The sequence below is a fragment of the Streptomyces sp. NPDC043878 genome (genome assembly GCF_056435735.1).
Genome location: NZ_JBWKDW010000029.1, coordinates 60,519 through 83,787, shown reverse-complemented (window position 1 = coordinate 83,787; position 23,269 = coordinate 60,519). Strand labels below are relative to the sequence as shown.

The window sequence follows — 23,269 nt, the reverse complement described above, 5'->3', positions numbered from 1 at the left end:
CGCGTGGAACCGGTGGGGACGTGAGGGGCGCCGCCGCGGAGGCTCTCGGCCCCTCGGTGACGCGGTGGGTCAGGGCTGGGCGGGCATCGTCCAGCAGTTGGATGTGGCTGTCTTGCCGGCCAGGCGGTCGGTGAGCCAGGAGATGGCGTCGCCCTGGTCGGTGATGAGCGGCACGAGATGGTTGGTGAGGATCTTGTCACCGAGGTTCGGCAGCACGACGGCCTCGTAGGTGACGTTGGCGCCCTTCTCGCACCAGTCGAGAGCGAGTTGCCGGGCCTGGGAGTGAGGAACGATGTCGTCCTGGACGCCGGTGGCCAGACGCACGGGCCCGGAGGGCTTGAGGGTGCCGATGCGCTGCTTGTCCAGGGCCGCCTTCGCCCGGGGGTCCGCGGCGATGATGTCGCCCATGGTTTTGCCGCTGGTGGTCCACTTGCTGCTCTTGGTGAAGCCGTAGCCGAAGAGCGCGTCGCCGACGCACATGGTCGACGCGTCAGCGAGGGCGGCCTTCCCCGTGGCGTTGATGTTCGCGTCGACGACCGCGCGCAGGTCGGGGTCGGCCTGGACGAACCCGTTGATCGACCAGGCCAGCGCGCCGGCGAGCGCACTGCCGTCGATGCCCTTCATGACCGAGGTCAGATCTGCTGGGGGCGCGCCCGCGTAGGTTCCGGCGAGCGGGACGTCGGGGGCGTAGGAGGGCTGTAGTTCGGCGGCCGCGGCGCTGGCGCCTCCGCCCTGGCTGTAGCCGTACAGGCCGGTGCGGGAGGCGGCGGTGATCGATGCGCCGGGGACGGCGTGAGCGGCACGGGCCGCGTCGAGCAGGGCATGGGCCTCGTCGAGACGGTTGACGTAGGTGTGCAGGCGGTCGGTGGTGCCGAGGCCCACGTAGTCGGTGACGACGACTGCCGCGCCGGTGGCGAGGAGACGGTAGATCGCCAGGGCCTCGTAGCCCACGGACACGGTGTCGCCGGTCAGGGTGAGGGGGTTCTGCAGGGCGAAGGACGGAGCGCACTGGTCGCCCTGGCCCATGGTGCCCGAGGCCACCGCGACCAGGGGGCGCGGGCCGGAGCCCTTCCAGGCGGCGGACGGCTCGATGTAGGCGCCGGTGACGGCGACGGGCTGCCCGGTGGAGTCGGTGGACTTGTACATCAGACGGGTCGCGGTGCCCGGCATCGGCCGTCCGTCCAGGCCGGGGATGCTCAGCCCGAGCGGCATGGCCTCGGTTCGTACCAACGCTCCGTTCGCTGCGGGCAGTTCGGTCGGCGGGGTGTAGAAGGCGGGGATGGTGACCCCGCGGGAGACGACGGGATCGGTCGAGGCGGCGGCGGCCACTGCCGACGGGCCGGCACTGACGACGCCGACGGTGAGGACGCCGGCCAGCAGCCGCAGGCCGGCCGGCCTGCCGCGACGGGCCGCGTCCGCGGACGGATCCGCGACGGGCCGGTGGACGGTTGTGGGGCGGGAACGCGATCCCTTGCGGCTCATGGGGGAGCTCCTCGTCTGTCGAACAGCTGGGGGTGCCGAGGTCGCGGGCGGCTGTCGGAGTCCCGGCCAACGGGCCGACCACGGGGGCGTGTTGCGTCACCCCGCGACGTTTATGACGTGAGCATGCCAATGGGGAACGTCATTACTCGCGGGTCACCTACTGGAGCGTAGGTTCGTATGGCAGTCAGTGACAAGACGTCTGCGCGTGCCACTTCCGGCTGCTTCGTTATGCTGCGCGCTCGAAGACAGATGGGTGGTGGAGCGAGCGTGCACGAGGCACTCGCCGCGGTACCGGAACACGCTGACGACGTACGGCCCTCGATCGCTCAGCGCCGCAAGTCGGCTCTCCGCCTGGAGATCGCCGGCGAGGCGGTCCGGCTGTTCACCTCGCAGGGCGTCACCGCGACGACGGGGGAGCAGATCGCCCGGGCGGTGGGCATCTCCTCCCGTACGCTGTGGCGCCACTTTCCCACCAAGGAAAGCTGTGTTCTGCCCCTGCTCACCGCGGGGCTCGACTTCGCCATGGACCAACTGCGCCGCTGGCCGGCACAGACGAGCCTGCTGGAGTACTTCACCGAGATGTGCAGCCCGGGCGAACTGCCCCCCACCACGCCCGTCATCCTCGACCTGATCCGCATGACCTCCACCGACCCGGCCCTGAGCGCCGTCTGGCTCCAGGCCCACAACGACGCTCTCCCGGTTCTCGGCAAGCTCCTCGCCCAGCGCTCCGGCGCCAGCGCCGACGACCTGCGAGTGAAAGTGCACGCGGCGGCTCTCAACGGCGCGCTGCGCGCGGCGGCGGAGGACTTCGCCCGCCGGTCCTCGGCAGCCCGCGAGGCCTCGGACGACATCACCGCCTGCCTCCTCGCCGCCGTGCGCGCGGCCGCGGAGGGCCTGCCGTACTGAAGCTCCGCCTCCAGGGGACCGAGCGACCAGGACAGGGCCATCGGGGCCGCGTTCCACGCGCCGTATCCGCGCTGACTTCGCGCGCTCCTGCGCCGCTGGTGAGCACGGTCGCCCCCAGCGAAATCGAACACGTCAGACGTGTACCAGGACACGGACACGGCGTGCTTGACCTGCCGTGTCACCGCGTTCAGAGTCGGCATGCGGCACCGCCTGAGCGCCGCCCGAATCCTGCCGACCGGCCTGCCCGTCACGGACCCAGGCGGCCCGACAACCGGGAGCGACTGATCCGATGGTCCTGGACCTGCTCGTGATCGGTACAGCCATCACCCTGGGGCCTCTGCACAACAGCGCCTTCATCCTGCTGCTCTCCTCGCGGCGCGGCGTTCGCCAGGGGCTGGCGTTCCTGCTGTCCTGGCTGGCCAACCTGACCGTGGTCATCGCCTGTGTGCTGCTGCTGACCGGCGGTCAACCCGTGGACCATCACAGCGCGCCCTCGACCGCCGCGGTCGCCGCGAAACTCGCCATCGGCCTGCTGCTCGTCGTCTACGGCACCCACCGGCACCGTCGGCCCCCGCCCCCGCACGGGCCGCCGCGCTGGACCGCCCGTATCGACGACGCATCCCTGGCCACGGCGGCCGGTCTGGCCTGGGTACTGCAGCCCTGGGCACTGGTCGGCGCCGGCGCCGCCACCGCCGTCGACGCGGACCTCTCCACCACCGCCGACTGGCTCGTCCTGACCTGCTACTGCCTGCTGGCCACCCTCAGCCTCATCGTCATGGAGATGTACGCGGTCTGGGCGCCGAGCGCCGCGAACGCCCGCCTGCACGCCCTGCGCAGCTGGCTGGACCGTCGCCAGGAACAGCTGATCGTCACCCTCTCCCTGCTGTTCGGCCTGTGGCTGACGGCACGCAGTATCTACGAACTGGTGACGTGACCCACGGAGGGGCCGTGGGTCGACCGGCCGGACCCGCCGGGTGCGCCGACACCGTGACGTACGGACCGGCCCGCATGGGGGTCGCTCCCGCGCGGCGGGACGGGCTGGGGCGCTCGCGTGCCGACAGCCGCACCCCCGCGGAGCGCCGGTTCAGCCGCGGGCGGCCTCACCCAGCAGGGCCTTGGCGATGATGACCTGCTGGACCTGGCTGGTGCCCTCGTAGATGCGGAAGAGGCGGGCGTCGCGGTAGAAGCGTTCGACGGGGACGCCGCGCATGTAGCCCGCGCCGCCGTGGACCTGCACCGCGCGGTCCGCGACCCGCCACACCATCTCGCTCGCGAAGTACTTCGTGCAGGACGGCCCGAGCTTCGTGTCCTCGCCGGAGTCGAAGCGCCGGGCGGCCTCCAGGACGGTGGCACGGCCGGCGTAGTAGTCGGTCTGCGAGTCGGCGATCAGGCCCTGGACGAGCTGGAAGGATCCGATGAGCCTCCCGGACTGCCTGCGGGTGCTCGCGTACGCCACCGACTCGTCGACCAGTCGCTCGGCCATGCCGACCATCAGGGCGGAGATGTGCACCCGCCCGTGCGCGATACAGCCCATCGCGGTGCCGAAGCCCCGGTTCAGCCCGTTCTCCTCGCCGCCGATCAGGGCGTCGGCCGGCACGCGCACGTCGTCGAAGAACACGTCCGCCGTCCAGGCGCCGAACTGGCCCATCTTGTGGTCCCGGGGCGCCACCGTGAGACCGGGGGTGCCGGCCGGGACCAGGAAGGTGGAGATGCCCCGGGTGGGCGGGGCGTCGGGGTCGGTTCGCGCGAAGACCATGAAGACGTCGGCGAGCGGGGCGTTGGTGATGTACCGCTTGGCACCGTTGATCACCCAGCCTCCCCCGCCGTCGCGGTGCGCGCGTGTCGTCAGCGTCGACGGGTCGGAGCCGGCCTCGGGCTCGGTGAGCGCGAACGACGCCAGTACGTCGCCCGAGGCGATCCGCGGCAGCCACCGCTCCTTCTGCTCCTCGGTTCCGCCGACCATCAGCACATGGCCCGCGATGCCGTTGTTCGTGCCGAACATCGAGCGCAACGACGGGGTGGTGTAGCCCAGTTCGAACATCAGCCGGGCCTCCTCGTACATCGACAGCCCCAGTCCGCCGTACTCCTCGGGCAGCGCGAAGCCGAACAGGCCCATCTTCCTTGCCGCCTCGCGGATGTCCGCGGGCATCTCGTCCTTCTCGTCGATCTCCGCCTCGACCGGCACGACGCGCTCCCGCACGAAACGCCGGACCTCCGACAGCACCGCGCTGAAGTCATCCGCGTCCATGTCGACTCCCTTGTTGCCCATGTCCGATGTCAGTCATCCGTCGTGTCCGGCTCGGCCGTCTCCGCGGCCCCGGCCGGGTGCGGCCGGTAGCAGGCGGCCAGCAGGGCGGCGGCGCCGGCCGTGCCGAGGGCCGCGGCCAGCAGCGCGGGGCCGGGGCCCGCATGCCGGCGTCGCCGCAGCAGGGCGTCGAGCGAGTACCCGCCGTGGCCCAGGGCGGCCAGCGCCACGGCCGCGCCGCCCACCACGCCGGTGTACTCCCAGCCGCCCTTGAAGACGAAGAAGCCCTTGCCGCGGTGGTCGGTACGGGCCGCCACGGTCATCAGGCCGACGGCCGCCGCCGCGGGCAGCGGACCCGCGGCGCCCACCGCGATGCCCACGCCCGCCGCGATCTCCGTCGCGGCGGCCAGCCGGGCGTGCACCCGGGCCGGCCGCAGCCCGAGCGCCTCGAACCAGCCGGTGGTGCCGGCCAGTCCGCCCGGCCCGGCGACCTTGTTCCAGCCGTGCGCGACCAGCATCGGGCCGAGCGTGGCACGCAGCACGAGCGCTGCCGCGTCGTGGCCCCGCGCGGTCACTGGCCGGCCCCGGTGGCCCGGCCGGCGGGCAGAGCGCCGTACAACTGCGGTACGGCGTCGATGAGTTCCTCGGTCGTCAGGGCGCCGCCCGACCGGCTGGGGTGCACGCCGGCGACCGTCCAGCCGCGCAGCCGGTTCAGCTTGTGGCCCTCGATGCGCAGGATCTGGCCGGTGAGCCAGGCGGCTTCGTCGGAGGCCAGGTAGACGACGACACCGGAGGCGTTCGCGGGGTCGCCCGGGTCGAAGCCTCCCCCGCTCGGGGCCGGTTGCCCCACCGCGAGGTCGGCCGTCATCCGGGTCGTCGCGATCGGCGAGATGGCGTTCGCGGTGACGCCGTACCTGCGCATCTCCAGCGCGGTGATGACGGTCAGCCCGGCTATCCCCGCCTTGGCGGCGCCGTAGTTGGACTGACCCTGGTTGCCGAACAGCCCGGTCCCCGACGTCGTGTTGATGACGCGGCCGGTGACCCGCTCGCCCCGCTTGGCGGCCGCCCGCCAGTAGGCGCAGGCGTGCCGGGTGAGGGCGAAGGTGCCCTTGAGGTGCACCGCGATGACGGCGTCGAACTCCGCCTCGGTCATCGAGAACAGCATGCGGTCGCGCACGATGCCGGCGTTGTTCACGATGACGTCGAGCCGGCCGAACTCCGCGACCGTGTCCGCCACCATCGCCTCGGTCGCGGCCCAGTCGGTGACCGAGGCGTGGTTGGCCGTCGCCCGGCCGCCGAGCTTGGTGATCTCGGCGACGACGTCGTCGGCGGGGGAGTCCCCCGTCCGCTCGCCGTGCACGCCCGAGCCGAGATCGTTCACCACCACGGTCGCGCCGGCCTCGGCGAGCGCCAGACAGTGCGCCCGGCCCAGCCCCCTGCCACCGCCGGTCACGATGGCGACCTTGTCGTCGAGGATGCCCACGACCTACCTCCTGAGCTGATGTACGGGGTCAGTTGAGTTCGCGCAGTACGGCGTCGGTGTGCTCGCCGAGCGTCGGTGCCCCGGCGCGCGGCTTGTCGTCCACACCCCAGAAGCTGACCGGGGTGGCCACCGTCCGCAGGGGCGGCGCGTCGCCCATGCCGGGCTGTTCGACGAACGCCCCGACCGCTTCGGCCTGGGGGTCGGCCGCCACCTCGGCGAGGGTCTGCACGGGCGCCCACCACACGCCCTCGGCGTCGAAGCGCTCGGCCCACTCGGACAGCGGCCGCCGCGCGAACTCCTCGTCGAAGGCGGCGATGAGTTCGCGCACGTGACCGCGGCGGGCCTTGCCGGTGGCGAAGCGTTCGTCCACGCCGAGGTCCTCACGGCCGAGCGCCTTGACGACGCCGGGCCAGTGCCGGTTGCCCTCCAGGCCCACCAGCCAGAACCAGCGGTCGTCGGCGGCCCGGTAGGAGTTGTACAGCGGGGACTCGTGCTCGGTGCGCGGGCGGGTACGGCCGCGCCTGCCGAAGAAGTTCTGCAGCGCGAGGTCGTTGCCGTTGGCGTAGGTCCCCGAGCGCAGCAGGGACACGTCGACCACCCCGCCCTCGCCGGTGCGGGCCCGGCGCAGCAGCGCGGCCAGCACACCCGCCACCAGGTTGGCCGCGGCCGTACGGTCGCCGAGGCCGGGCCGGATGCCGGGCGGGGGGTCCCCGGCCGGGTTGAGCATGGCGGCGATGCCGGGCCGGGCCCAGAAGGCGGACACGTCGTAGCCCGCCCGGTCACGCTCGGCGCCGCTCCAGCCGTAGCCGGTGAGCGTGCCGACGACCAGCCGCGGATGGCGTTCGCGCAGCGCGTCCGGGCCGAGGCCGAGCCGCTCCAGGGCGCCGGGGCGCAGATTGGTGACGAACACGTCGGCGCGCGCCAGGAGTTGTTCCAGCACGTCCTTGCCGTCCTGCGAACGCAGGTCGAGGACGATGCCGCGCTTGCCGCGGTTGTCGGTCTCGAACGGGGGCGCGCTGTCGATGTCCTGGCCGACGTGGCGCAGCGTGTAGCGGTTGGGGTCGCCGGTGGGCGCCTCCACCTTGACCACGTCCGCGCCCCAGTCGGCCAGCATGGTGGCCGCGGCCGGGGCCGCGACCCACATGCCCAGCTCGACGACGGTAATGCCCTCCAGTGGCCGCACGGCCCACCTCCACGCCTGGTTGGGGTTCGGATCTGTCGTGTCCGCCGGACCGGGGCCCGCTACACGCCGCGGAACTCTCCGGGCCGCCGCTCCCGGAAGGCTTTGAGGCCCTCGGCCCGGTCCTCGGTGGAGAACAGCACCGAGACGGTCTCGCGCTCGTAGGCGATGGCCGCGTCGAGGTCCATGCCGAGTCCGTGGTCGACCAGCCGCTTGCCGGCCGCGAGCGCCAGCGGGGCGCCGGCCGCGAGCCGTCCGGCGAGCGCCTCGGCGGCGGCGAGCCCGCCGCCGGGCTCGGCCACCTCGTTGACCAGGCCCAGCTGCCAGGCGCGCTCCGCGTCCAGGGGCTCGCCGGTGAGGATCATCTGCTTGGCGATCGCGGGCGGCAGCAGCCGCGCCAGCCGCTGGGTGCCGCCCGCGCCGGGCAGCACCCCGAGCTTCATCTCGGGCACGCCCAGCCGGGCGCCGCGTTCCGCCACCCGCAGGTCGCAGGCGAGCGCGAGTTCCAGGCCGCCGCCGAGGGCGAAGCCGTGGACGGCGGCGACCGAGGGCTTGGGAAAGTCCTCCAGGAGCGCGAACGCCTTGGTCAGCCCGCCCACGAACGCCCGGAACTGTCCGGGGGAGGTGAACGACTCGATCTCGCCGAGGTCGGCGCCGGCGGAGAAGGCGCGGCCCGCCCCGGTCAGCACGAGGGCCCGGACACGGTCGTCGTACCGCGTGTCCTCCAGGACGCGCGTCAGCTGCTCGACCGTGTCGGTCCCGACGGCGTTCAGCCGCTCGGGCCGGTCGAGGGTCAACACGGCGACACGCTCGCGGAGTTCCACCCGCAGCACACTGCTCATCCGGCTCACCTCAGACCATCGTGAGGCCGCCGCTGACCGACAGTGTCTGCCCGGTCACGTACGCGGCGTTGTCGGAGGCGAGGAAGGCGACCACGTCGGCGATCTCGGTGGGCCGGGCGACCCGGCGCAGCGGGATGGCCCGCACGGTGGCGTCGTACATCTTCTGGCTGTACTCGGCGACCTGGCCGAGCAGCGCGGTGTCGGTGGGACCGGGGCAGACGGTGTTGACGGTGATGTGGTGCCGGGCGACCTCGCGGGCCAGCGCCTTGCCGAAGGCGATGACGCCGCCCTTCGTCGCGGAGTACACCACCTCGCCGGACGAGCCGACGCGGCCGGCGTCCGAGGCGATGTGGATGACACGGCCGCCGCCGCGCTCGATCATCGAGTCGAGGACGGCCCGGGTCACGGTGATGGTGCCGCGCAGGTTGACCGCGATGATCCGGTCCCAGGTCTGCTCGTCGCTGTCCACGAAGCGGCCGATGACGTCCACGGCCGCGTTGTTGACCAGGATGTCCACCGGCCCGAGTTCGGCCTCCACCCGCGCCACCGCGGCGCGTACGGCCGCGCCGTCGGAGATGTCCGCGCCGACTCCCACGGCGCGCACGCCGTGGCGTTCCGTCAGGCGGGCCGCGACCTTCCCGGCGGCCTCCGCGTCCAGGTCGCAGACGGCGACCGAGGACCCGCCGGCGGCCAGTGCGCCGGCGATCGCCTCACCGATGCCCCGGCCCGCGCCGGTGACGAGTGCCACCTTCTCCGTTACGCTCACGCGCCCTCCCGCTCTCGTGACCGGACCGTCGACCATCCGACGTTTCAGCTCTATCATATAACTACTTCAGCTAAATAATCGAGATCGCTGAACGTCGGCCGGCGAACGCCGGCCGGGGGTCGCCGAGGGACTGGGGACGAGCATGCGCCGTACGATCTTCACCGAGGAGCACGAGCTGTTCCGGGACACCGCCCGCACCTACTACCTGCGCGAATGCGCCCCGCACACCGAGCAGTGGGAGCGCGACGGCCAGGTGAGCCGGGCCGCGTGGGAGGCCGCCGGCAAGGCCGGACTCATCGGCTGGCAGTTCCCCGAGGAGTACGGCGGCCAGGGCGTCCGGGACTTCCGCTACAACGCCATCATGGCGGAGGAGATGCACGCCACCGGCACGGTCGGCATCGGGCTCGGGTTGCAGAACGACGTCATCCCGCCCTACCTCATGAACCTGACCACCCCCGAGCAGAAGACCCGCTGGCTGCCCGGGGTGGTCAGCGGTGAGACGATCTGCGCCCTCGCGCTGTCGGAGCCCTCCGCCGGGTCCGACCTCAAGGGCATCCGCACCACCGCCCGCCGGGACGGCGACGAGTGGGTCGTCGACGGCTCCAAGACCTTCATCACCAACGGCATCCTGGCCGACCTCGTCATCGTCGCCTGCAAGACCGACCCCGAGGCCGGGCACAAGGGCATCAGCCTGATCGTCGTCGAGCGCGGCACCGAGGGCTTCGAGCGGGGGCGCAAGCTCGACAAGGTCGGGATGAAGGCCCAGGACACCGCCGAACTCTTCTTCCACGAGGTCCGGGTCCCGGCCGAGAACCTCATCGGGCAGGAGGGGCGCGGTTTCTACCACATGATGGGCAACCTGCCGACCGAGCGGCTCGCCATCGCCGTCGCCTCGCTCGCCTCCGCCGAGCGCGCCTTCCGTCTCGCGCTGGACTACGCGAAGTCCCGCACCGCCTTCGGCCGGCCGATCGGCGAGTTCCAGGCCAACCGGTTCGCGCTCGCCGACGCCAGGGCCAAGCTGAACGCCGCCCGGGTCTATGTCGACGGCTGCATCCTGGCGCTGTGCGAGGGGGAGTTGACCGCCGAGGAGGCCGCCGCCGCGAAGTACTGGACCTCGGAGACCGGTTGGGAGGTCATCGACCGCTGCATGCAGCTCTTCGGCGGCTACGGCTACGTCAACGAGTACGAGATAGCCCGCATCTGGCGCGACAGCCGGGTGCAGCGGGTCTTCGGCGGCACCTCGGAGATCATGCAGGAGATCGTCGGGCGCTCGCTGGGGCTGTGAGGAGGGGCCCCGGCGGCTCCACTAGCATTGACTGTACTGGATAAATAGGTTAGCTATTTAAGCGAGATAGGTGGGACGGGCTCGAGGAGGCATCCGTGGTCACGGTCGACGTGAAGCTGCACCAGGACAGGGCCGAGCACGACCTGCCGCGCCCGCGGCTCGTCATCGGCGGCAAGGACGTCACCGACGCCAGCGGCGGAGTGCACGAGCACCGCAACCCGGCCACCGGACTGGTCCAGGCGCACATCCCGCTCGCGGGCGCCCTGGAGGTGGACCGGGCGGTGGCCGCCGCCCGGCAGGCGTTCGAGGTATGGGGCACCATGCGCCCCGCCGAGCGCCGCCGCCTGCTCACCCGCTTCGCCCAGCTGCTGCGCGAGCACATCCACGACTTCGCCGCGATCTGCCCGCTGGAGAACGGCGTGTGCGTCGGCGGCTGGGCCGACAACGTCGGACCGCACGTCGCCGAGTGGACCGAGTACTACGCCGGCTGGGCGGACAAGATCGAGGGCATGGTCGGCGCGGCCTACAGCCCGCACGAGAACGTCGAGTACACCATCGCCGAGCCGTACGGCGTCATCGGCCACATCATCACCTGGAACTCGCCCGCGCTGTCCCTGGCGATGAAGGTCCCGCCCTCGCTCGCGGCCGGCAACACCGTGGTCATCAAACCGGCCGAGTCCACGCCGTTCTCCGCGCTGCTCTTCGCCGACCTGGCCCTGGAGGCGGGCATCCCCGAGGGCGTCGTCAACGTGGTCACCGGACTCGGCGACGCCGGCGCGGCCCTGGTGCGGCACCCCGGCGTCGACAAGATCTCCTTCACCGGCGGCCCCGACACCGCGCGCCGCATCATGGCGGACGCGGCGCTCAGCCTCAAGCCCGTGGTCTTCGAACTGGGCGGCAAGTCCGCCAACCTGCTCTTCGCCGACACCGACCTCGACACCGTCGTCCCCTACTGCGCGGCGTTCGCCATGAGCAACACCGGCCAGGGCTGCGCACTGCCGACCCGGCTGCTGGTCGAGCGGCCGGTCTACGAGGAGGTCGTCGCGCGCGTCACGGGTGTCGTCGCCCACCTCCCCGTCGGCGACCCGCTCGACCCGGCGACCTACATCGGTCCGCTCGTCGACGCCGCCGCCCGCGACCGGGTGCGGGGCGTGGTGGACAAGGCGATCCACGACGGATCGGGACGGCTCGTGTACGGCGGTGAACGCATCGACGCCGACGGCTACTTCGTGACCCCGACCGTCTTCGCCGACGTCGACAACCGCAGCGACCTCGCCCAGCGGGAGATCTTCGGCCCGGTCCTGGCCCTCACCCCCTTCGACACGGAGGAGGAGGCGGTCGCCCTGGCCAACGACACCGAGTACGGCCTGTCCGCCTACATCCAGTCCCGTGACATCACCCGCGTCAACCGCCTGGTGCCGAGGCTGCGGGCGGGCACCGTCTACGTCAACCCGGGCCCGAACCCGATCACCTCGCCGGCCACGCCCTTCGGCGGCGTCGGCATCAGCGGCTTCGGCCGGGAGGGCGGCCGGGCCGGCCTGGAGGAGTTCGTCAACGTCAAGGGCGTCGGCATCGGGCGCGTCTGACGCCGCCGGGCCCTGGCCGCCTCTTCGCGGCAGCTCGCACAGCTTCCACGGCCTCGCGGCCCTCGCGGCCGTCGCACTCCTCGCAGTCCTCGCACTGCTCACAGCCTTCGCAGCCTTCGCGCCTTCCGAGCTTTTTGGAGCAGACAGCATGCTGAGTTCTCCCGGGGGACCGGACCCCCGCGCCCGCCGGCTGACGTTCGGCGACCTCATCCGTGAGCACCGGCGGTCCTTCCCCGACGGTGTCGCCCTGGTCGACGGCGAGGTCAGGACGACCTGGCCGCAGCTGGACGAGCGCACCAACCGGCTGGCCAACGCCCTGACGGACGCGGGCGTCGGTGCCGGCGACCGCATCCTGTGGCTGGGGCAGAACTCCTTCCGCATCTGGGAGCTGCTCGGCGCCGCCGCCAAGGTCGGGGCCATGGTCTGCCCGGGCTACTGGCGCTGGGCCGCCCCCGAAATGGCCTTCGCGGTCGAGGACTTCGACCCCCGCGTGGTGATCTGGCAGGACGAGGAGATCGGCGACACGGTCCGCAAGGCACGCGCCGAACTCGGCGACGACCACCGCGCACTGTGGCTGCGGCACGACACCGAGGGCGCGGCGGCCGAGGGCTCCGGGCCGTCCGAGGGGCCCGGCACCTACGAGTCGTTCCTCGCCTCAGGTTCCCCCGAGGACCCGGCCGCGGACGTCGACCCCGACTCCGCGCTCCTGGTCATCTACACCGCGGCGATCTCCGGACGGCAGTCCGGTTCGATGCTCTCGCACCGCAACCTGCTCGCCATGGGCGCGAGCGCCGCCTGGATGGGCGACATCGGCCGGGAGACGGCCTTCCTCGGCGCCGGTCCGATGTTCCACATCGGCAACTACCAGTTCTGGGGCGTCCCGGCCTTCGTGCACGGCGGCAAGAACGTCGTCGTCCGCCGGGTCGTCGCCGAGGAACTGCTGCCGCTGCTGGCGGCGGAACAGTGCACCCACGCCTACCTGATGCCCCCGACCATCGCGCAACTGGTCGCCCTCAACCGCGAGGCGGGCCACGACCTGTCCCGTCTGCGGGCGAGCGTGGCCGCGCCCCTGTGGCAGGGCACCGTACCCACCGACCAGAGCCGCTTCACCCGCAACGGCGGCGGCGAGGGCCGCGGTTACGGACAGACCGAGGTCACCGGGTTCGCCGTGACCGGTGCCTACGGCGGCACCGGCACCGGCAACGCGGGCCGGCCGGGACCCTTCACCGCCGTCCGCGTCCTGGACGGCACCGGCACGGAGTGCGCGACCGGGGTGGCCGGCGAGATCTGCGTCCGCGGCGACCTGGTGCACCTCGGCTACTGGAACCGGCCGGAGATCAACGCGGAGCGCTTCCGCTTCGGCTGGTGGCACACCACCGACCTCGGCCGCCGCGAGAGCGACGGCACGATCAGCTTCCTCGGGACGACCACCCGCATGCTCAAGTCGGCGGCCGAGAACATCTTCCCCGCCGAGGTGGAGAACTGCATCGAGTCCCACCCGGACGTCAGGGAGGCCGCGGTGATCGGCGTGCCCAACGAACGCTGGGCGCAGGACGTGAAGGCCGTCGTGGTGCTCGGCCCGGGCGCCGGCCCGCTCACCGCCGAGGACGTCATCGAGCACTGCCGGGCGCGGATCGCCTCGTACAAGAAGCCGAAGACGGTGGAGTTCGTCGAGGCGCTGCCGCGCACCAAGGACTTCGCCAAGGACTACGAGGCGCTCGACGAGCGGTTCGGCGGCGGCGGGTATCCGGGCGGCGCCACACTCGGTGCCGGGCGCTGAGGGGGCCGGGAGATGCCAGATCCCCGTCAGCCGGTCGTCGTGGGAGTGCACGCCACCGAACAGGCGCTGAGACTCCCCGACCGTGACGCCATGGACCTCGCGCTCGAAGCGGTGCGCGGCGCGATCGAGGACGCCGGCCTTCGGCCGTCGGACGTCGACGGCGCCCAGGTCGACTGGCCCGGACCGGGCGGTGTGCCCGGCGAGGGCAGCTCCTGGGCCCGGATGCTCGGCCGCGACCTGCGCTGGACCAGCGACTCCATGCTCGACAACGCGGGCTCCCGGGGCCTGCTGAAGGCGGCGGCGGCGGTCCGGGCCGGATTCGCCGACACCGTCGTGGTCGGCGGCTGCAAGCTGGTCTCGCGCGGGACGGGCCCGGTCGGGGCCGGGGTGCCGCTGGAGTTCGCCGACGTGTGGGGCAGCTATGTGGTCGCCCAGTTCGCGCTGGTGGCCGCCCGGCACATGCACGAGTACGGGACCACCTCCCGCCAGCTCGCCGAGGTCGCCGCCACCGTCCGCAACAACGGCACCACCAACCCCGAGGCCATGATGTACGGCCGCGGCCCCTACACGGCCGACGACGTGCTCGCCTCCCGCATGGTGGCCACGCCCTTCCATCTGCTGGACTGCTGCATCGTCGGCGAGGGCGGGGCGGCGCTCGTGGTGACCACCGCCGAACGGGCCCGCGACCTGCCGGGCACAGCCGTCGCCGTGCTCGGCGGCGCGATGGAGTACCACCAGGCCGCCTACGCCAACCCCGCACTGCACCGGGAGGTCGGCGGCCTGGGCCGGGACGCGGCCCGCCGCGCCTACGCGATGGCCCGGATCAGCCCGCAGGACGTGGACGTCTTCTCCCTGTACGACCCCAACTCCTTCGAGATCATCCGGCAGTTGGAGATCCTCGGCCTGTGCGGCGAGGGCGAGGGAGGACCGCTGGCCGCCAGTGGCGCCATCGCCGTGGACGGCAAGCATCCGGTCAACCCGGACGGTGGCTGTCTGGCCTACGCGTGGAACGGGACGCAGCAGATGACCCTCAAAGTCGTGGAAGCGGTGAGGCAGTTGCGCGGCAGCGCCGTGCACCAGGTGCCGGGCGCGGAGCTGGCGGTGGTGGGCAACGCCGGATCGGGCGCGCAGCACTACGAGATGAGCGTGCTGGGGAGGATGCGATGAGCGCCAGGCCCGTCCCGCAGCCCACCGTTCTGTCGGAGCCGTTCTGGGCGGCCGCGCGACGCGGCGACCTGGTCGTCCCCCAGTGCGTCTCCTGCGGCCTGCGGTTCTTCGTCCCCGAACCGGCCTGCCCCGGGTGCATGTCAGGCGACTGGCGGTACGCGCCGAGCACCGGGCGGGGCACCGTCTACACGGTGACCGTGGTGCACAGGGCGCCCGGCCCGGGCTTCGAGGGGCCCTTCGCGCTCGCCGTCGTCGACCTGGACGACGGGGGCGCCCTGCTGTCCCACGTCGACGCCGGCGACCCGGACGACGTCGCCATCGGTATGCGGGTGCGCGTCGACTTCCGGTCCCTCACCGACCGGATCACGCTGCCGTACTTCGTGCCCGAGAACTGACACGCTTCAGCGCGCTGGCACCGGGCTCCAGATGAAGAAGCTCAGCGAACTCGAACGCAGACACGAGGACCCGGAGGTCCTGGAGGGCCTGTTCGACCTCGACCACCTGACCGCCCGCCTGCGACGCTACGAGGAGAACCTGGTGATCCTCGGCGGCGGCCAGCCGCAGCGACGCTGGCGCAAGCCGGTGCTGCTGCTGGACGTGCTGCGCTCCGCCCAGAGCGAGGTGCAGGACTACCGGCGCATCCAGATCGAGGTGGAGAGCCGGGTGTGGCTGTCGGAGCGCGCGGTCGGACTGGTGATCCACGTGCTGGCCGAACTCATGGAGAACGCGGTCGGGTTCTCCAGGCCGCCCACCCCGGTGGAGGTGTACGCAGCCCGCGTGGGGCGCGGGCTCGCGGTGGAGATCGAGGACCGCGGTGTGGGCATGCCCGCCGAGCAGTACGAGGCGATCAACCGGCTGATGGCCGAACCGCCGCGGATGGACGTCATGTCCCGGGCCGAGGACGTCCGGCTCGGGCTGTACGTGGTCGCCCGGCTGGCCCAGGGCCTGGGCATCCACGTGGAACTGCGGCCCTCCGCCTTCGGCGGCACCCGGGTGGTCGTCCTGGTCCCCGACGAACTGGTCGTCGACGTCGCCGAGCCGGCCGCGAACGGCCCTGCCGTCGCCGTCGCCTCGTGGCCGCCGTCGCCCGACCCCGCCGTACCGGACGCGCGGACCGGACCGGACGCGCGGCTCATGACCTTCCCCGGGCACGGCACCGGACCCGCGACCGGTCACGGAAACGGGCAAGGCGCCGGTCACGCGGCCGGGCACGGCACCGGCCACGGCGGGACCCGGCACGGCACCGGGTACGGATTCACTCCGGGGCACGGGCCCCCCGCGGGCACCCGGCACCCGGTCTCCGCCGCCGGTCCGCCGGACGGCACCCGGCACCCGGTCTCCGCCGCCGGTCCGCCGGACGGCGCCCGGACCGGTCCGCCGCGCCCGCACGGGGTGCCGCGGCCGCCCGAGCCGGTTCGGCCCGGCACCGCGCCCGGCGACCCCGGGCCGGGGACGGTGCGGCCGCTGCCCAAGCGGGTGCGCCAGGCCAGCCTGGTCGACGAACTGCGGGACCCCGGCGCGGGCACCGGGGCGCGCGGCGACGGTGAGCCGCCGGTGCCCCGGCCCGCCCCGGTCCGCTCCGGCGCCACGGTCGGCGCCTTCCAGCGCCAGTCCCGGATGGCGCGGCGTACGACACCCACGGCAGGCCACGGCCCCGCGGAGGGCCTGCCGACCCGCAGACGGTTCCCGACGGAAGACTGACCATGACACTGCGAACGACCGCCACTCATCAGGATCTCGACTGGCTGCTGGACGGCCTGGTGGAGCAGGTGCCGGGCACCCGGCACGCCATCGTGCTGTCCGACGACGGTCTGGTGGTGAGCCAGTCCGGCACCATCGCCCGCGGCGACGCGGAGCGGCTGGCCGCCGTGGCCACCGGCCAGCAGAGCCTCGCCCGCGGGGTCGGCACACTGTTCGGCGGCGGCCCGGTGCACCAGGTGATCGTGGAGCTGGCCGAGCTGTGGCTGTTCGTCTCCGCGGCCGGCCGGGGCACGCATCTGGCCGTCGTGGCGTCCCAGGAGGTCGACGCCGAACTGATGGCGGTGGCCATGCACACGCTGATGCAGCAGGTGGGGCAGCGCCTCGGCAGCGAAGCGCGCGTCGTGACGCCCGTCGGCGAGGGCGGTGTGCGTGAGTGAGCCACTGGACGGACGGCATGGAACCCGGTGACGCGGAAGCACTGTCCGTCCGGCCCTACACGATCACGCAGGGCCGGACCGCGCCGGCCCGCGACGACCTCACCCTGATCACGCTGGTCTCCACCGTCGAGCCCGAGCCCGCCCGGGCGGGCTCCCGCGGTCTCCAGCCAGAGCACCGCTCGATCCTGCGGCAGTGCCGGGCGCCCGCGGCGGTGGCCGAGATCGCCGCCGAACTGGACCTGCCGGTGTCGGTGACGAAGATCCTGATCGACGACCTGGTCGCCCTGGGCAGGGCGACCACCCGTCCGCCGCTCGCCGTAGCGGCAGGAAGCAACTGGGACATGAACCTACTTCGGGCGGTGAGGGATGGACTTCGCAGACTCTGACCTCATCGAACGCACCCCCACCGGCACGGCCCCCGCGGCCGTCAAGATCCTCGTGGCCGGCGGTTTCGGCGTGGGCAAGACGACCCTGGCCGGGGCGGTGAGCGAGGTGCCGCCGCTGCGCACCGAGGAGTACCTGACCGTGGCGAGTGTCGGCGTCGACGACGTCGCGGGCATCGAACGGAAGTCCACCACCACGGTGGCCATGGACTTCGGCCGGATCATGGTCAATCCCCAGCTGGTGGTCTACCTGTTCGGCACGCCGGGCCAGGAACGCTTCTGGTTCATGTGGAACGACCTCGTGCAGGGCGCCCTCGGCGCGGTCGTCCTCGCCGACACCCGGCGCCTGGAGACCAGCTTCGCGTCCATCGACTTCTTCGAGAGCCGCCGTATCCCGTTCGTCGTCGGGGTCAACTGCTTCTACGGCCACCGGGACCGCGCCGAGCGGGAGGTGCGCGAGGCGCTCGACCTCGATCTCGAAGTCCCGCTGCTGATGGGCGACATGCGGGAACGGTCAGTCGGCCGCGACCTGCTGCTGGCGCTGGCCGAACACCTCATCACGACGAACTCGTTGACCTAGTTGAAAGAGTTATCTAGTTGTAGAGTGGGGTCCACTCGACGGACGGGGCCACGTGTCCCGCCCGCGGGCCGGACGGAGGTGGGCCCCGCGATGCGTGCGACGGGTGGACAGGGCGGTGGGCGGGGCGGCGGCGTCCAGGTGCGGGTGCCCAAGATGGCCGAGCTGGTCGCGGCACGGCTGCGCCGGATGATCGTGCGCGGCGAACTCGCCGAGGGCGACGCGCTGCCCTCCGAGACGGCCCTCATGGAGGAGTTCGCCGTGTCCCGGCCGACCCTGCGCGAGGCGTTCCGGGTGCTGGAGTCGGAGTCCCTGATCAGCGTGCGCCGGGGCGCCCGGGGCGGGGCGCGGGTGCAGGTCCCGGAGGGCACGGTGGCCGCCCGCTACGCGGGGGTCGTCCTGGAGTACCGGGGCACGACCCTCAAGGACGTCTACGACGCCCGTACGGTGATCGAGGCGCCCTGCGCCGGGCTGCTGGCCGAGCGGCGCACCGGGGAGGACCTGCGGCGGCTGCGGGCCGCCGTCGCCGAGGCGGAGGGGCTGATGGACGACCCGTCGGCGTTCATCCGGGCCCACATGGAGTTCCACGCCCTGGTCGTCGAGCTGGCCGCCAACCAGACTCTGACCGTCCTCAACGGCATGGTCCGGCACATCATCGACCAGGCCAACTGGTCCCATGTCGACCTCGACGCCGGCAGCCCCGAGAACCTCCGGGCCAACCGGCGGGGATTCCGCGCCCATGTGGCCCTCGTCGAGCTGGTCGCCGCGCGCCGGACCGAGGACGCCGAGGACCTGTGGCGCGTCCACCTCCAGGAGGCGGAGGACTACCTGCTGCGGAACAAGTCCATGACCACCGTCCTGGACCTGCTGGGCTGACCCCGGCCCCGGGGGCCGGGGTCACGTCCCCGCTCTCAACTGCCGTGCAGCTCCCGCACGATGGGCTCCCACACCGCGGCGTCGATCTCGTACGCGGTGTAGAAGGAGACCCGGTCCACCAGCGCCCCGTACCTGCCGCGGATCTCGGCGGCCACCCGGTCCGGTTCGGCCACGACCGCGAAGGCGTGCAGGACCTCGTCGTCGACGAGCCGGCCCATCGCCTCCCACTTGTCCTCGCGCGCGGACTTCGACAACGCGTTGAGCTCGTCGCCGAGTTCGCCCCAGCCGTGCAGCTCCAGCACCCCGCGGTAGGCGGGGGTGCTGCCGTAGAAGGCGATCTGGCGGCGGGTGCCGTCGATCGCGCGGGCCAGTTCCTCCTCGGTGCGGCCGGTCGCGGTCAGCAGCAGGTGTGAGACGGAGAAGTCGCCGCGGGTGCGGCCGGAGGCCGTGAGGCCCGCCTCCAGGGTCGGCAGGGTCACCTCCCGCAGGTACCGCTCGGTGGTGAAGCCGTGCGCGAGCAGCCCGTCCGCCACCTCGCCCGCCACCTTGGTCATCGCCTCCCCGACGGCGGCCACGAACACCTTCGGCGCCCCGCCCGGCGCGGGCGGGGGCGAGAAGAAGGGGGACATCAGCGTGTGCGTGTAGAAGTCGCCGCGGAAGTCGAGCTTCGCGCCCTCGTTCCAGGCGTCCCAGATGGCGTGCAGCGCGCCGACGTACTCCCGCATGCGGGCCGCCGGCCGGCTCCACGGCATCGCGAAGCGGCGCTCGATGTGCGGTTTGATCTGGCTGCCGAGGCCGAGCGAGAAGCGTCCGCCGGAGTAGCTCTGCAGGTCGTGCGCGGTGTACGCGAGCTGCATGGGGGAGCGGGCGAAGGCGACCGCGATGGCCGTGCCCACCTCCAGCCGGTCGGTGTGCTCGGCGGCCAGCAGCAGCGGCAGGAAGGGGTCGTGCTTGGACTCCGAGGCCCACAGGCCGTCGTAGCCGGCCTTCTCGTGGTGCCGGGCCTCCTCGACCACCTCGGCGGTGCCCCAGACGTTCAGTTTGCCGTCGACCTTCATGCCACTCCCTCGACCGTGTGCGTGTCCAGTCCGATGTGCCGGGCGAGCCGTTCCCGGTGGTACGCGGGATCGCCGAACAGCAGCTGCGACGTCCTCGCCCGCTTCAGGTACAGGTGGGCCGGGTGTTCCCAGGTGAAGCCGATGCCGCCGTGCACCTGGATGTTCTCCTCGGTCGCCCGGAGGCAGGCGTCGGAGCAGAACGCCGTGGCGAGGCTCGCCACGGCGGGCAGCTGCGGGTCCTCGTTCTCCGCCGCGAGCAGCGCGTAGTGGGCGGCGGCGCGCGCCGACTCCACTTCGAGCAGGACGTCGGCCAGCAGGTGCTTGACGGCCTGGAAGGAGCCGATGGGCCGGCCGAACTGCCGTCGTACCTTGGCGTATTCCACGGCGGTGTCCAGGGCGCGTGCGGCCACCCCGACCTGCTCGGCGGCCAGGGCGACCGCGGCCCGGTCGAGCACCTGCGACACCAGGTCCCAGCCGTCGCCGTCGCCGTGCGTGCGCAGCCGGGTCGCCGGTACGGCCGTGTACTCCAGCCGTGCCTGGCGGCGGGTCGGGTCCAGCGTCGGCAGCGGCCGGCGGGTGAGGCCCGGCGCGTCGCCGTCCACCCGGAACACGCCGATGCCCCCGTCGCCGGTGCGGGCCACGGTGAGGACGACGTCGGCGGCGGCTCCGTCGAGGACGAACGTCTTGTGCCCGTCCAGCAGCCAGTCGCCGTCCGAGGGGCGGGCGGTGAGCGTGACGCCCTGCCGGTCCCAGCGGGCGGAGTCCTCGGTGAGGGCGAGGGTGGCCACCAGTTCGCCGGCGGCCAGCGCCGGCAGCAGCCGTTTGCGGGCGTCCTCGTCGGCCGAGCGCAGCAGGGTGGTGGTCGCCAGGACCGCCGAGGCGAGGAAGGGGGCGCACAGCAGCGCCCGGCCCGCCTCCTCCATGACCACGCCCGTCTCGACCGGCCCGCAGCCGGCGCCGCCGTACTCCTCGGGGACGGCAAGGCCCTGGAGGCCGAGCTCCGTCCCCATCCGGTGCCACAGCGTCCGGTCGAAGCCCTCCGGGGTCTCCATCAGCCGCCGTACCTCGGTCTCGGGTGAGGTGGCGGCGAGGAACGCCCGGACCGTGCGCCGTAGTTCCTCCTGCTCGTCGCTGAACGCGAAGTCCATGCCTCGGTCCTCCTCTTCCTGCCCGGCTTCCGCCCGGCTTGCCGCTCAGCGACGACCGCGCGCGGCGATGATCTTCTCGACGGCGGCGATGTGGTCGGCGGTGTGCATGCTGTCCCGCTCGGCGAGCAGGGCCGGTTCCAGCACGGTGGCCAGGGCCTGCTCCAGGTGCAGGTTCACCGCCCGCTTCGTCTCGCGCAGCGCCTGTGCCGGAAGGGCCGCCAGCCGTCCGGCCAGGTCCATGGCCTCGTCCAGGAGCTTGTCCTTGGGGACGGCGCGGTTGGCGACCCCGAGCCGGACCGCGTCCTCGGCGCTCACCCGCTCGCCCAGGAACAGCAGTTCCTTCGCGCGGGTCAGCCCGACGAGCAGCGGCAGCACGAGGGCGCCGCCGTCGCCCGCGACCAGGCCCACCTGGACGTGCGGGTCGGCGAGGTAGGTGTCGTCGGCGACCAGCACCAGGTCGCTGAGCAGGGCCAGGCTGCAACCGAGGCCCACGGCGGGCCCGTTGACCGCCGCGATCACCGGCAGTGGGCAGCGGACCATGCCGGTGATGATCCTGCGGGCCTCGTCGACGTTCTGCTGCCGGAAGACGCTGTCGCGCTGGACCCGGGTCATGATGTCGAAGTTGCCGCCGGCGCTGAACGCCCGGCCGCGCCCGGTGAGCACCACGGCCCGTGCCCGCGGGTCGGCGGCGAGCTCGTCCCAGACCGAGGCGAGAGAGGAATGCAGCTCCTCGCTCATCGAGTTGAGCTGCTCCGGACGGTTCAGTTCGACCAGCCTGACCGGTCCGACCGCCGTCACCACGAGATCCGTTTCCACCAGGTCCGCCATCTCCACCGCCATCGATCACGATCATAAATCAGTCAGTAGAGTTGAATGCTATAACTAATTAAGCTTTCTGAGAACCGGGTAGCCGAGTGACGGAGGACGCGCCATGTCGAGTCGTACCTACGAAACCGTGCGTGCGGAGGTGAAGGACCGGATCCTCACCGTCACCCTCGACCGGCCGGAGAAGCTGAACGCGTTCGGCCCGCAGATGATGCGGGACCTGCTCGACGTGCTGGACGCGGCCGACGCCGACGACGAGGTGCGGGTGATCGTGGTGACCGGTGCGGGGCGCGGGTTCTGCGCGGGCGCCGACGTCAGCGCCGGCCGGTCCGCCTTCGACCACCGTACGGCGGGCGCCTGGCACCGGGACACCGGCGGCCGGGTCGCGCTGCGGATCTTCGCCTGCACCAAGCCGGTGATCGGGGCGGTCAACGGGCCGGCCGCCGGTGTCGGAGCCAGCATGACCCTGCCCATGGACATCCGGCTGGCGTCGACCTCGGCGAAGTTCGGGTTCGTCTTCGCCCGCCGCGGCATCGTGCCCGAGTCCGCCGCGAGCTGGTTCCTGCCGCGCGCGGTGGGCATGCAGCGGGCGATGGAGTGGGTGGCCACCGGCAGGCTCTTCGGCCCCGACGAGGCCCTCGCGGCCGGGCTGGTGCGCTCGGTCCACGCGCCCGGCGACCTCCTGCCCGCGGCCTACGAACTCGCCCGGGAGATCGCCGCGAACACCTCCGCCGTGTCGGTCGCCCTGTCCCGGCAGATGATGTGGCGGATGCTCGGCGAGCCCCACCCCATGGCGGCGCACCGCCTCGACTCGCGGATCATGAGCCAGATCGGCGGCGGCCCCGACCCCACCGAGGGCGTCGAGTCGTTCCTCGCCAAGCGACCGCCCGCGTTCCCGGGCCTGGTCAGCAAGGACATGCCGGCCGTCTATCCCTGGTGGCGGGAGGAGGAGTTCCGTCCCCTCGGCGAGTAGCACCGCCCGGGCACGCCATGGAGCACGGGACACCGACACGCAGGGGGACGGGATGACGACGTACGGCTACATCGTGGTGGGAGCCGGGTCGGCGGGGTGCGTGCCGGCCAACCGCCTCTCCGCGGACGCGCGCACGAGCGTGCTGCCGATCGGGGCGGGCGGCCGGGACAGCACCCCGCTGATCGGCATGCCCAAGGGTTTCGGCAAGCGCGCGGCTGCTGATCGCGCCGGTGCCACCGACCCCGGAGATCCGCGGCAGGAAGACCGGTGTGGAGCGGGCGCCCGGGCTGGTGGGCCTCGGCTACGTCCCGCGCCCCGACGCCGAGGACAGCCCGTGTCCGCGGGCTCGACGGCCTACGGGCCGTGGACTGCTCGATCATGCCCGCCATGGTGTCCGGCAACCTGAACGCGCCGGTCATGGCCATGGCATGGCGGGCGGCGGATCTCGTTCTCGGAACCGCCTGATTTCAGGAGATCTGGCCGAAACATTGTCGTGGTTTGTTTGAACTGTTAGCGTCCGGACGGCGGGCATTCAGTTGAATGCGCTGAACCATTTACCGCCTGGACGG

Annotated in this window: 25 protein-coding genes; 14 read left to right on the top strand and 11 right to left on the bottom strand. The window is 72.5% G+C overall.

The window, feature by feature from the left end:
* Positions 1–69 precede the first annotated feature (69 nt).
* Positions 70–1,482 carry a lipase family protein gene (locus AC07AZ_RS32020; protein WP_478853972.1) on the bottom strand — a complete coding sequence of 471 codons (1,413 nt, stop codon included), beginning with the start codon at positions 1,480–1,482 and terminating at the stop codon, positions 70–72.
* A gap of 267 nt (positions 1,483–1,749) precedes the next feature.
* Here AC07AZ_RS32020 and AC07AZ_RS32015 point away from each other — a divergent pair, with 267 nt between their 5' ends.
* Positions 1,750–2,388 (top strand): TetR/AcrR family transcriptional regulator, encoded by a 639-nt coding sequence (locus AC07AZ_RS32015; protein ID WP_478853970.1) that lies wholly within the window; start codon positions 1,750–1,752, stop codon positions 2,386–2,388.
* Positions 2,389–2,677: 289 nt separating this feature from the next.
* Positions 2,678–3,322 (top strand): GAP family protein, encoded by a 645-nt coding sequence (locus AC07AZ_RS32010; protein WP_478853968.1) that lies wholly within the window; start codon positions 2,678–2,680, stop codon positions 3,320–3,322.
* Positions 3,323–3,472: 150 nt separating this feature from the next.
* Here the strand turns inward: AC07AZ_RS32010 and AC07AZ_RS32005 are convergent, their stop codons facing one another.
* Genes AC07AZ_RS32005 through AC07AZ_RS31980 form a run of 6 tightly spaced genes read right to left on the bottom strand, consistent with a single transcriptional unit; the run spans position 3,473 to position 8,904 of the window.
* On the bottom strand, positions 3,473–4,636 hold the full coding sequence (locus tag AC07AZ_RS32005; RefSeq protein WP_478853966.1) for an acyl-CoA dehydrogenase family protein: 1,164 nt from the start codon (positions 4,634–4,636) through the stop codon (positions 3,473–3,475).
* Between the two features lie 29 nt (positions 4,637–4,665).
* Positions 4,666–5,208 carry a DoxX family protein gene (locus AC07AZ_RS32000; protein WP_478853964.1) on the bottom strand — a complete coding sequence of 181 codons (543 nt, stop codon included), beginning with the start codon at positions 5,206–5,208 and terminating at the stop codon, positions 4,666–4,668.
* Positions 5,205–6,116 (bottom strand): SDR family NAD(P)-dependent oxidoreductase, encoded by a 912-nt coding sequence (locus tag AC07AZ_RS31995; protein WP_478853962.1) that lies wholly within the window; start codon positions 6,114–6,116, stop codon positions 5,205–5,207. The genes AC07AZ_RS32000 and AC07AZ_RS31995 overlap by 4 nt, the downstream gene beginning before the upstream one ends.
* Before the next feature lie 28 nt (positions 6,117–6,144).
* Entirely contained in the window at positions 6,145–7,299 is a 1,155-nt protein-coding gene (locus AC07AZ_RS31990; protein ID WP_478853960.1) for a CaiB/BaiF CoA transferase family protein, read from the bottom strand.
* A 59-nt stretch (positions 7,300–7,358) separates the two neighbouring features.
* Complete coding sequence (locus AC07AZ_RS31985) at positions 7,359–8,138, bottom strand: enoyl-CoA hydratase/isomerase family protein (RefSeq protein WP_478853958.1); 780 nt, start codon at positions 8,136–8,138, stop codon at positions 7,359–7,361.
* Positions 8,139–8,148: 10 nt separating this feature from the next.
* Positions 8,149–8,904 (bottom strand): SDR family NAD(P)-dependent oxidoreductase, encoded by a 756-nt coding sequence (locus AC07AZ_RS31980; RefSeq protein WP_478853956.1) that lies wholly within the window; start codon positions 8,902–8,904, stop codon positions 8,149–8,151.
* 142 nt (positions 8,905–9,046) lie between these two features.
* On the opposite strand from AC07AZ_RS31980, the gene AC07AZ_RS31975 reads away from it, so the two are divergent.
* From AC07AZ_RS31975 to AC07AZ_RS31930, 10 genes are all read left to right on the top strand, one after another.
* On the top strand, positions 9,047–10,189 hold the full coding sequence (locus AC07AZ_RS31975) for an acyl-CoA dehydrogenase family protein (protein WP_478853954.1): 1,143 nt from the start codon (positions 9,047–9,049) through the stop codon (positions 10,187–10,189).
* 95 nt (positions 10,190–10,284) lie between these two features.
* Positions 10,285–11,775, top strand: coding sequence for an aldehyde dehydrogenase family protein (locus AC07AZ_RS31970; RefSeq protein WP_478853952.1), 1,491 nt, complete (start codon positions 10,285–10,287; stop codon positions 11,773–11,775).
* 148 nt (positions 11,776–11,923) lie between these two features.
* On the top strand, positions 11,924–13,555 hold the full coding sequence (locus AC07AZ_RS31965; protein ID WP_478853950.1) for an AMP-binding protein: 1,632 nt from the start codon (positions 11,924–11,926) through the stop codon (positions 13,553–13,555).
* Between the two features lie 12 nt (positions 13,556–13,567).
* Positions 13,568–14,722, top strand: coding sequence for a thiolase family protein (locus AC07AZ_RS31960; RefSeq protein ID WP_478853948.1), 1,155 nt, complete (start codon positions 13,568–13,570; stop codon positions 14,720–14,722).
* Positions 14,719–15,117 (top strand): Zn-ribbon domain-containing OB-fold protein, encoded by a 399-nt coding sequence (locus AC07AZ_RS31955; RefSeq protein ID WP_478853946.1) that lies wholly within the window; start codon positions 14,719–14,721, stop codon positions 15,115–15,117. The genes AC07AZ_RS31960 and AC07AZ_RS31955 overlap by 4 nt, the downstream gene beginning before the upstream one ends.
* Positions 15,118–15,148: 31 nt before the next feature.
* The gene (locus AC07AZ_RS31950) at positions 15,149–16,423 is read left to right on the top strand and encodes a sensor histidine kinase (RefSeq protein ID WP_478853944.1); all 1,275 of its coding nucleotides are present in this window, start codon (positions 15,149–15,151) and stop codon (positions 16,421–16,423) included.
* Positions 16,424–16,425: 2 nt separating this feature from the next.
* Positions 16,426–16,860, top strand: coding sequence for a roadblock/LC7 domain-containing protein (locus AC07AZ_RS31945; RefSeq protein WP_478853942.1), 435 nt, complete (start codon positions 16,426–16,428; stop codon positions 16,858–16,860).
* Between the two features lie 17 nt (positions 16,861–16,877).
* Complete coding sequence (locus AC07AZ_RS31940; protein WP_478854036.1) at positions 16,878–17,246, top strand: DUF742 domain-containing protein; 369 nt, start codon at positions 16,878–16,880, stop codon at positions 17,244–17,246.
* Positions 17,227–17,823, top strand: coding sequence for a GTP-binding protein (locus AC07AZ_RS31935; RefSeq protein WP_478853940.1), 597 nt, complete (start codon positions 17,227–17,229; stop codon positions 17,821–17,823). The genes AC07AZ_RS31940 and AC07AZ_RS31935 overlap by 20 nt, the downstream gene beginning before the upstream one ends.
* A gap of 90 nt (positions 17,824–17,913) precedes the next feature.
* Complete coding sequence (locus tag AC07AZ_RS31930; protein ID WP_478853938.1) at positions 17,914–18,696, top strand: FadR/GntR family transcriptional regulator; 783 nt, start codon at positions 17,914–17,916, stop codon at positions 18,694–18,696.
* Positions 18,697–18,731: 35 nt separating this feature from the next.
* Here the strand turns inward: AC07AZ_RS31930 and AC07AZ_RS31925 are convergent, their stop codons facing one another.
* The 3 genes from AC07AZ_RS31925 to AC07AZ_RS31915 are packed head-to-tail and all read right to left on the bottom strand — an operon-like array spanning position 18,732 to position 21,742.
* Positions 18,732–19,754, bottom strand: coding sequence for a TIGR03617 family F420-dependent LLM class oxidoreductase (locus AC07AZ_RS31925; RefSeq protein WP_478853933.1), 1,023 nt, complete (start codon positions 19,752–19,754; stop codon positions 18,732–18,734).
* On the bottom strand, positions 19,751–20,902 hold the full coding sequence (locus tag AC07AZ_RS31920) for an acyl-CoA dehydrogenase family protein (RefSeq protein WP_478853931.1): 1,152 nt from the start codon (positions 20,900–20,902) through the stop codon (positions 19,751–19,753). The genes AC07AZ_RS31925 and AC07AZ_RS31920 overlap by 4 nt, the downstream gene beginning before the upstream one ends.
* Positions 20,903–20,947: 45 nt before the next feature.
* The gene (locus AC07AZ_RS31915) at positions 20,948–21,742 is read right to left on the bottom strand and encodes an enoyl-CoA hydratase/isomerase family protein (RefSeq protein WP_478853929.1); all 795 of its coding nucleotides are present in this window, start codon (positions 21,740–21,742) and stop codon (positions 20,948–20,950) included.
* Between the two features lie 91 nt (positions 21,743–21,833).
* On the opposite strand from AC07AZ_RS31915, the gene AC07AZ_RS31910 reads away from it, so the two are divergent.
* Positions 21,834–22,700 carry a crotonase/enoyl-CoA hydratase family protein gene (locus tag AC07AZ_RS31910; RefSeq protein WP_478853927.1) on the top strand — a complete coding sequence of 289 codons (867 nt, stop codon included), beginning with the start codon at positions 21,834–21,836 and terminating at the stop codon, positions 22,698–22,700.
* Positions 22,701–22,766: 66 nt separating this feature from the next.
* Here the strand turns inward: AC07AZ_RS31910 and AC07AZ_RS31905 are convergent, their stop codons facing one another.
* Positions 22,767–22,889 carry a hypothetical protein gene (locus AC07AZ_RS31905; protein WP_478853925.1) on the bottom strand — a complete coding sequence of 41 codons (123 nt, stop codon included), beginning with the start codon at positions 22,887–22,889 and terminating at the stop codon, positions 22,767–22,769.
* A 78-nt stretch (positions 22,890–22,967) separates the two neighbouring features.
* Between AC07AZ_RS31905 and AC07AZ_RS31900 the strand changes: the two genes are divergently transcribed.
* On the top strand, positions 22,968–23,165 hold the full coding sequence (locus tag AC07AZ_RS31900; protein WP_478853924.1) for a GMC oxidoreductase: 198 nt from the start codon (positions 22,968–22,970) through the stop codon (positions 23,163–23,165).
* The last annotated feature ends 104 nt before the right edge of the window (positions 23,166–23,269 follow it).

Bases quoted from the DNA above. Each gene is read 5' to 3' on its own strand.
- AC07AZ_RS31975 (WP_478853954.1), top strand. From the start codon at position 9,047: ATGCGCCGTACGATCTTCACCGAGGAGCACGAGCTGTTCCGGGACACC.
- AC07AZ_RS31950 (WP_478853944.1), top strand. From the start codon at position 15,149: ATGAAGAAGCTCAGCGAACTCGAACGCAGACACGAGGACCCGGAGGTC.
- AC07AZ_RS31955 (WP_478853946.1), top strand. From the start codon at position 14,719: ATGAGCGCCAGGCCCGTCCCGCAGCCCACCGTTCTGTCGGAGCCGTTC.
- AC07AZ_RS31960 (WP_478853948.1), top strand. From the start codon at position 13,568: ATGCCAGATCCCCGTCAGCCGGTCGTCGTGGGAGTGCACGCCACCGAA.
- AC07AZ_RS31935 (WP_478853940.1), top strand. From the start codon at position 17,227: ATGGACTTCGCAGACTCTGACCTCATCGAACGCACCCCCACCGGCACG.
- AC07AZ_RS31915 (WP_478853929.1), bottom strand. From the start codon at position 21,742: ATGGCGGTGGAGATGGCGGACCTGGTGGAAACGGATCTCGTGGTGACG.
- AC07AZ_RS31920 (WP_478853931.1), bottom strand. From the start codon at position 20,902: ATGGACTTCGCGTTCAGCGACGAGCAGGAGGAACTACGGCGCACGGTC.
- AC07AZ_RS32005 (WP_478853966.1), bottom strand. From the start codon at position 4,636: ATGGACGCGGATGACTTCAGCGCGGTGCTGTCGGAGGTCCGGCGTTTC.
- AC07AZ_RS31940 (WP_478854036.1), top strand. From the start codon at position 16,878: ATGGAACCCGGTGACGCGGAAGCACTGTCCGTCCGGCCCTACACGATC.
- AC07AZ_RS32020 (WP_478853972.1), bottom strand. From the start codon at position 1,482: ATGAGCCGCAAGGGATCGCGTTCCCGCCCCACAACCGTCCACCGGCCC.
- AC07AZ_RS31905 (WP_478853925.1), bottom strand. From the start codon at position 22,889: ATGCCGATCAGCGGGGTGCTGTCCCGGCCGCCCGCCCCGATCGGCAGC.
- AC07AZ_RS31930 (WP_478853938.1), top strand. From the start codon at position 17,914: ATGCGTGCGACGGGTGGACAGGGCGGTGGGCGGGGCGGCGGCGTCCAG.
- AC07AZ_RS31985 (WP_478853958.1), bottom strand. From the start codon at position 8,138: ATGAGCAGTGTGCTGCGGGTGGAACTCCGCGAGCGTGTCGCCGTGTTG.
- AC07AZ_RS31910 (WP_478853927.1), top strand. From the start codon at position 21,834: ATGTCGAGTCGTACCTACGAAACCGTGCGTGCGGAGGTGAAGGACCGG.
- AC07AZ_RS32010 (WP_478853968.1), top strand. From the start codon at position 2,678: ATGGTCCTGGACCTGCTCGTGATCGGTACAGCCATCACCCTGGGGCCT.
- AC07AZ_RS31945 (WP_478853942.1), top strand. From the start codon at position 16,426: ATGACACTGCGAACGACCGCCACTCATCAGGATCTCGACTGGCTGCTG.
- AC07AZ_RS31965 (WP_478853950.1), top strand. From the start codon at position 11,924: ATGCTGAGTTCTCCCGGGGGACCGGACCCCCGCGCCCGCCGGCTGACG.
- AC07AZ_RS31925 (WP_478853933.1), bottom strand. From the start codon at position 19,754: ATGAAGGTCGACGGCAAACTGAACGTCTGGGGCACCGCCGAGGTGGTC.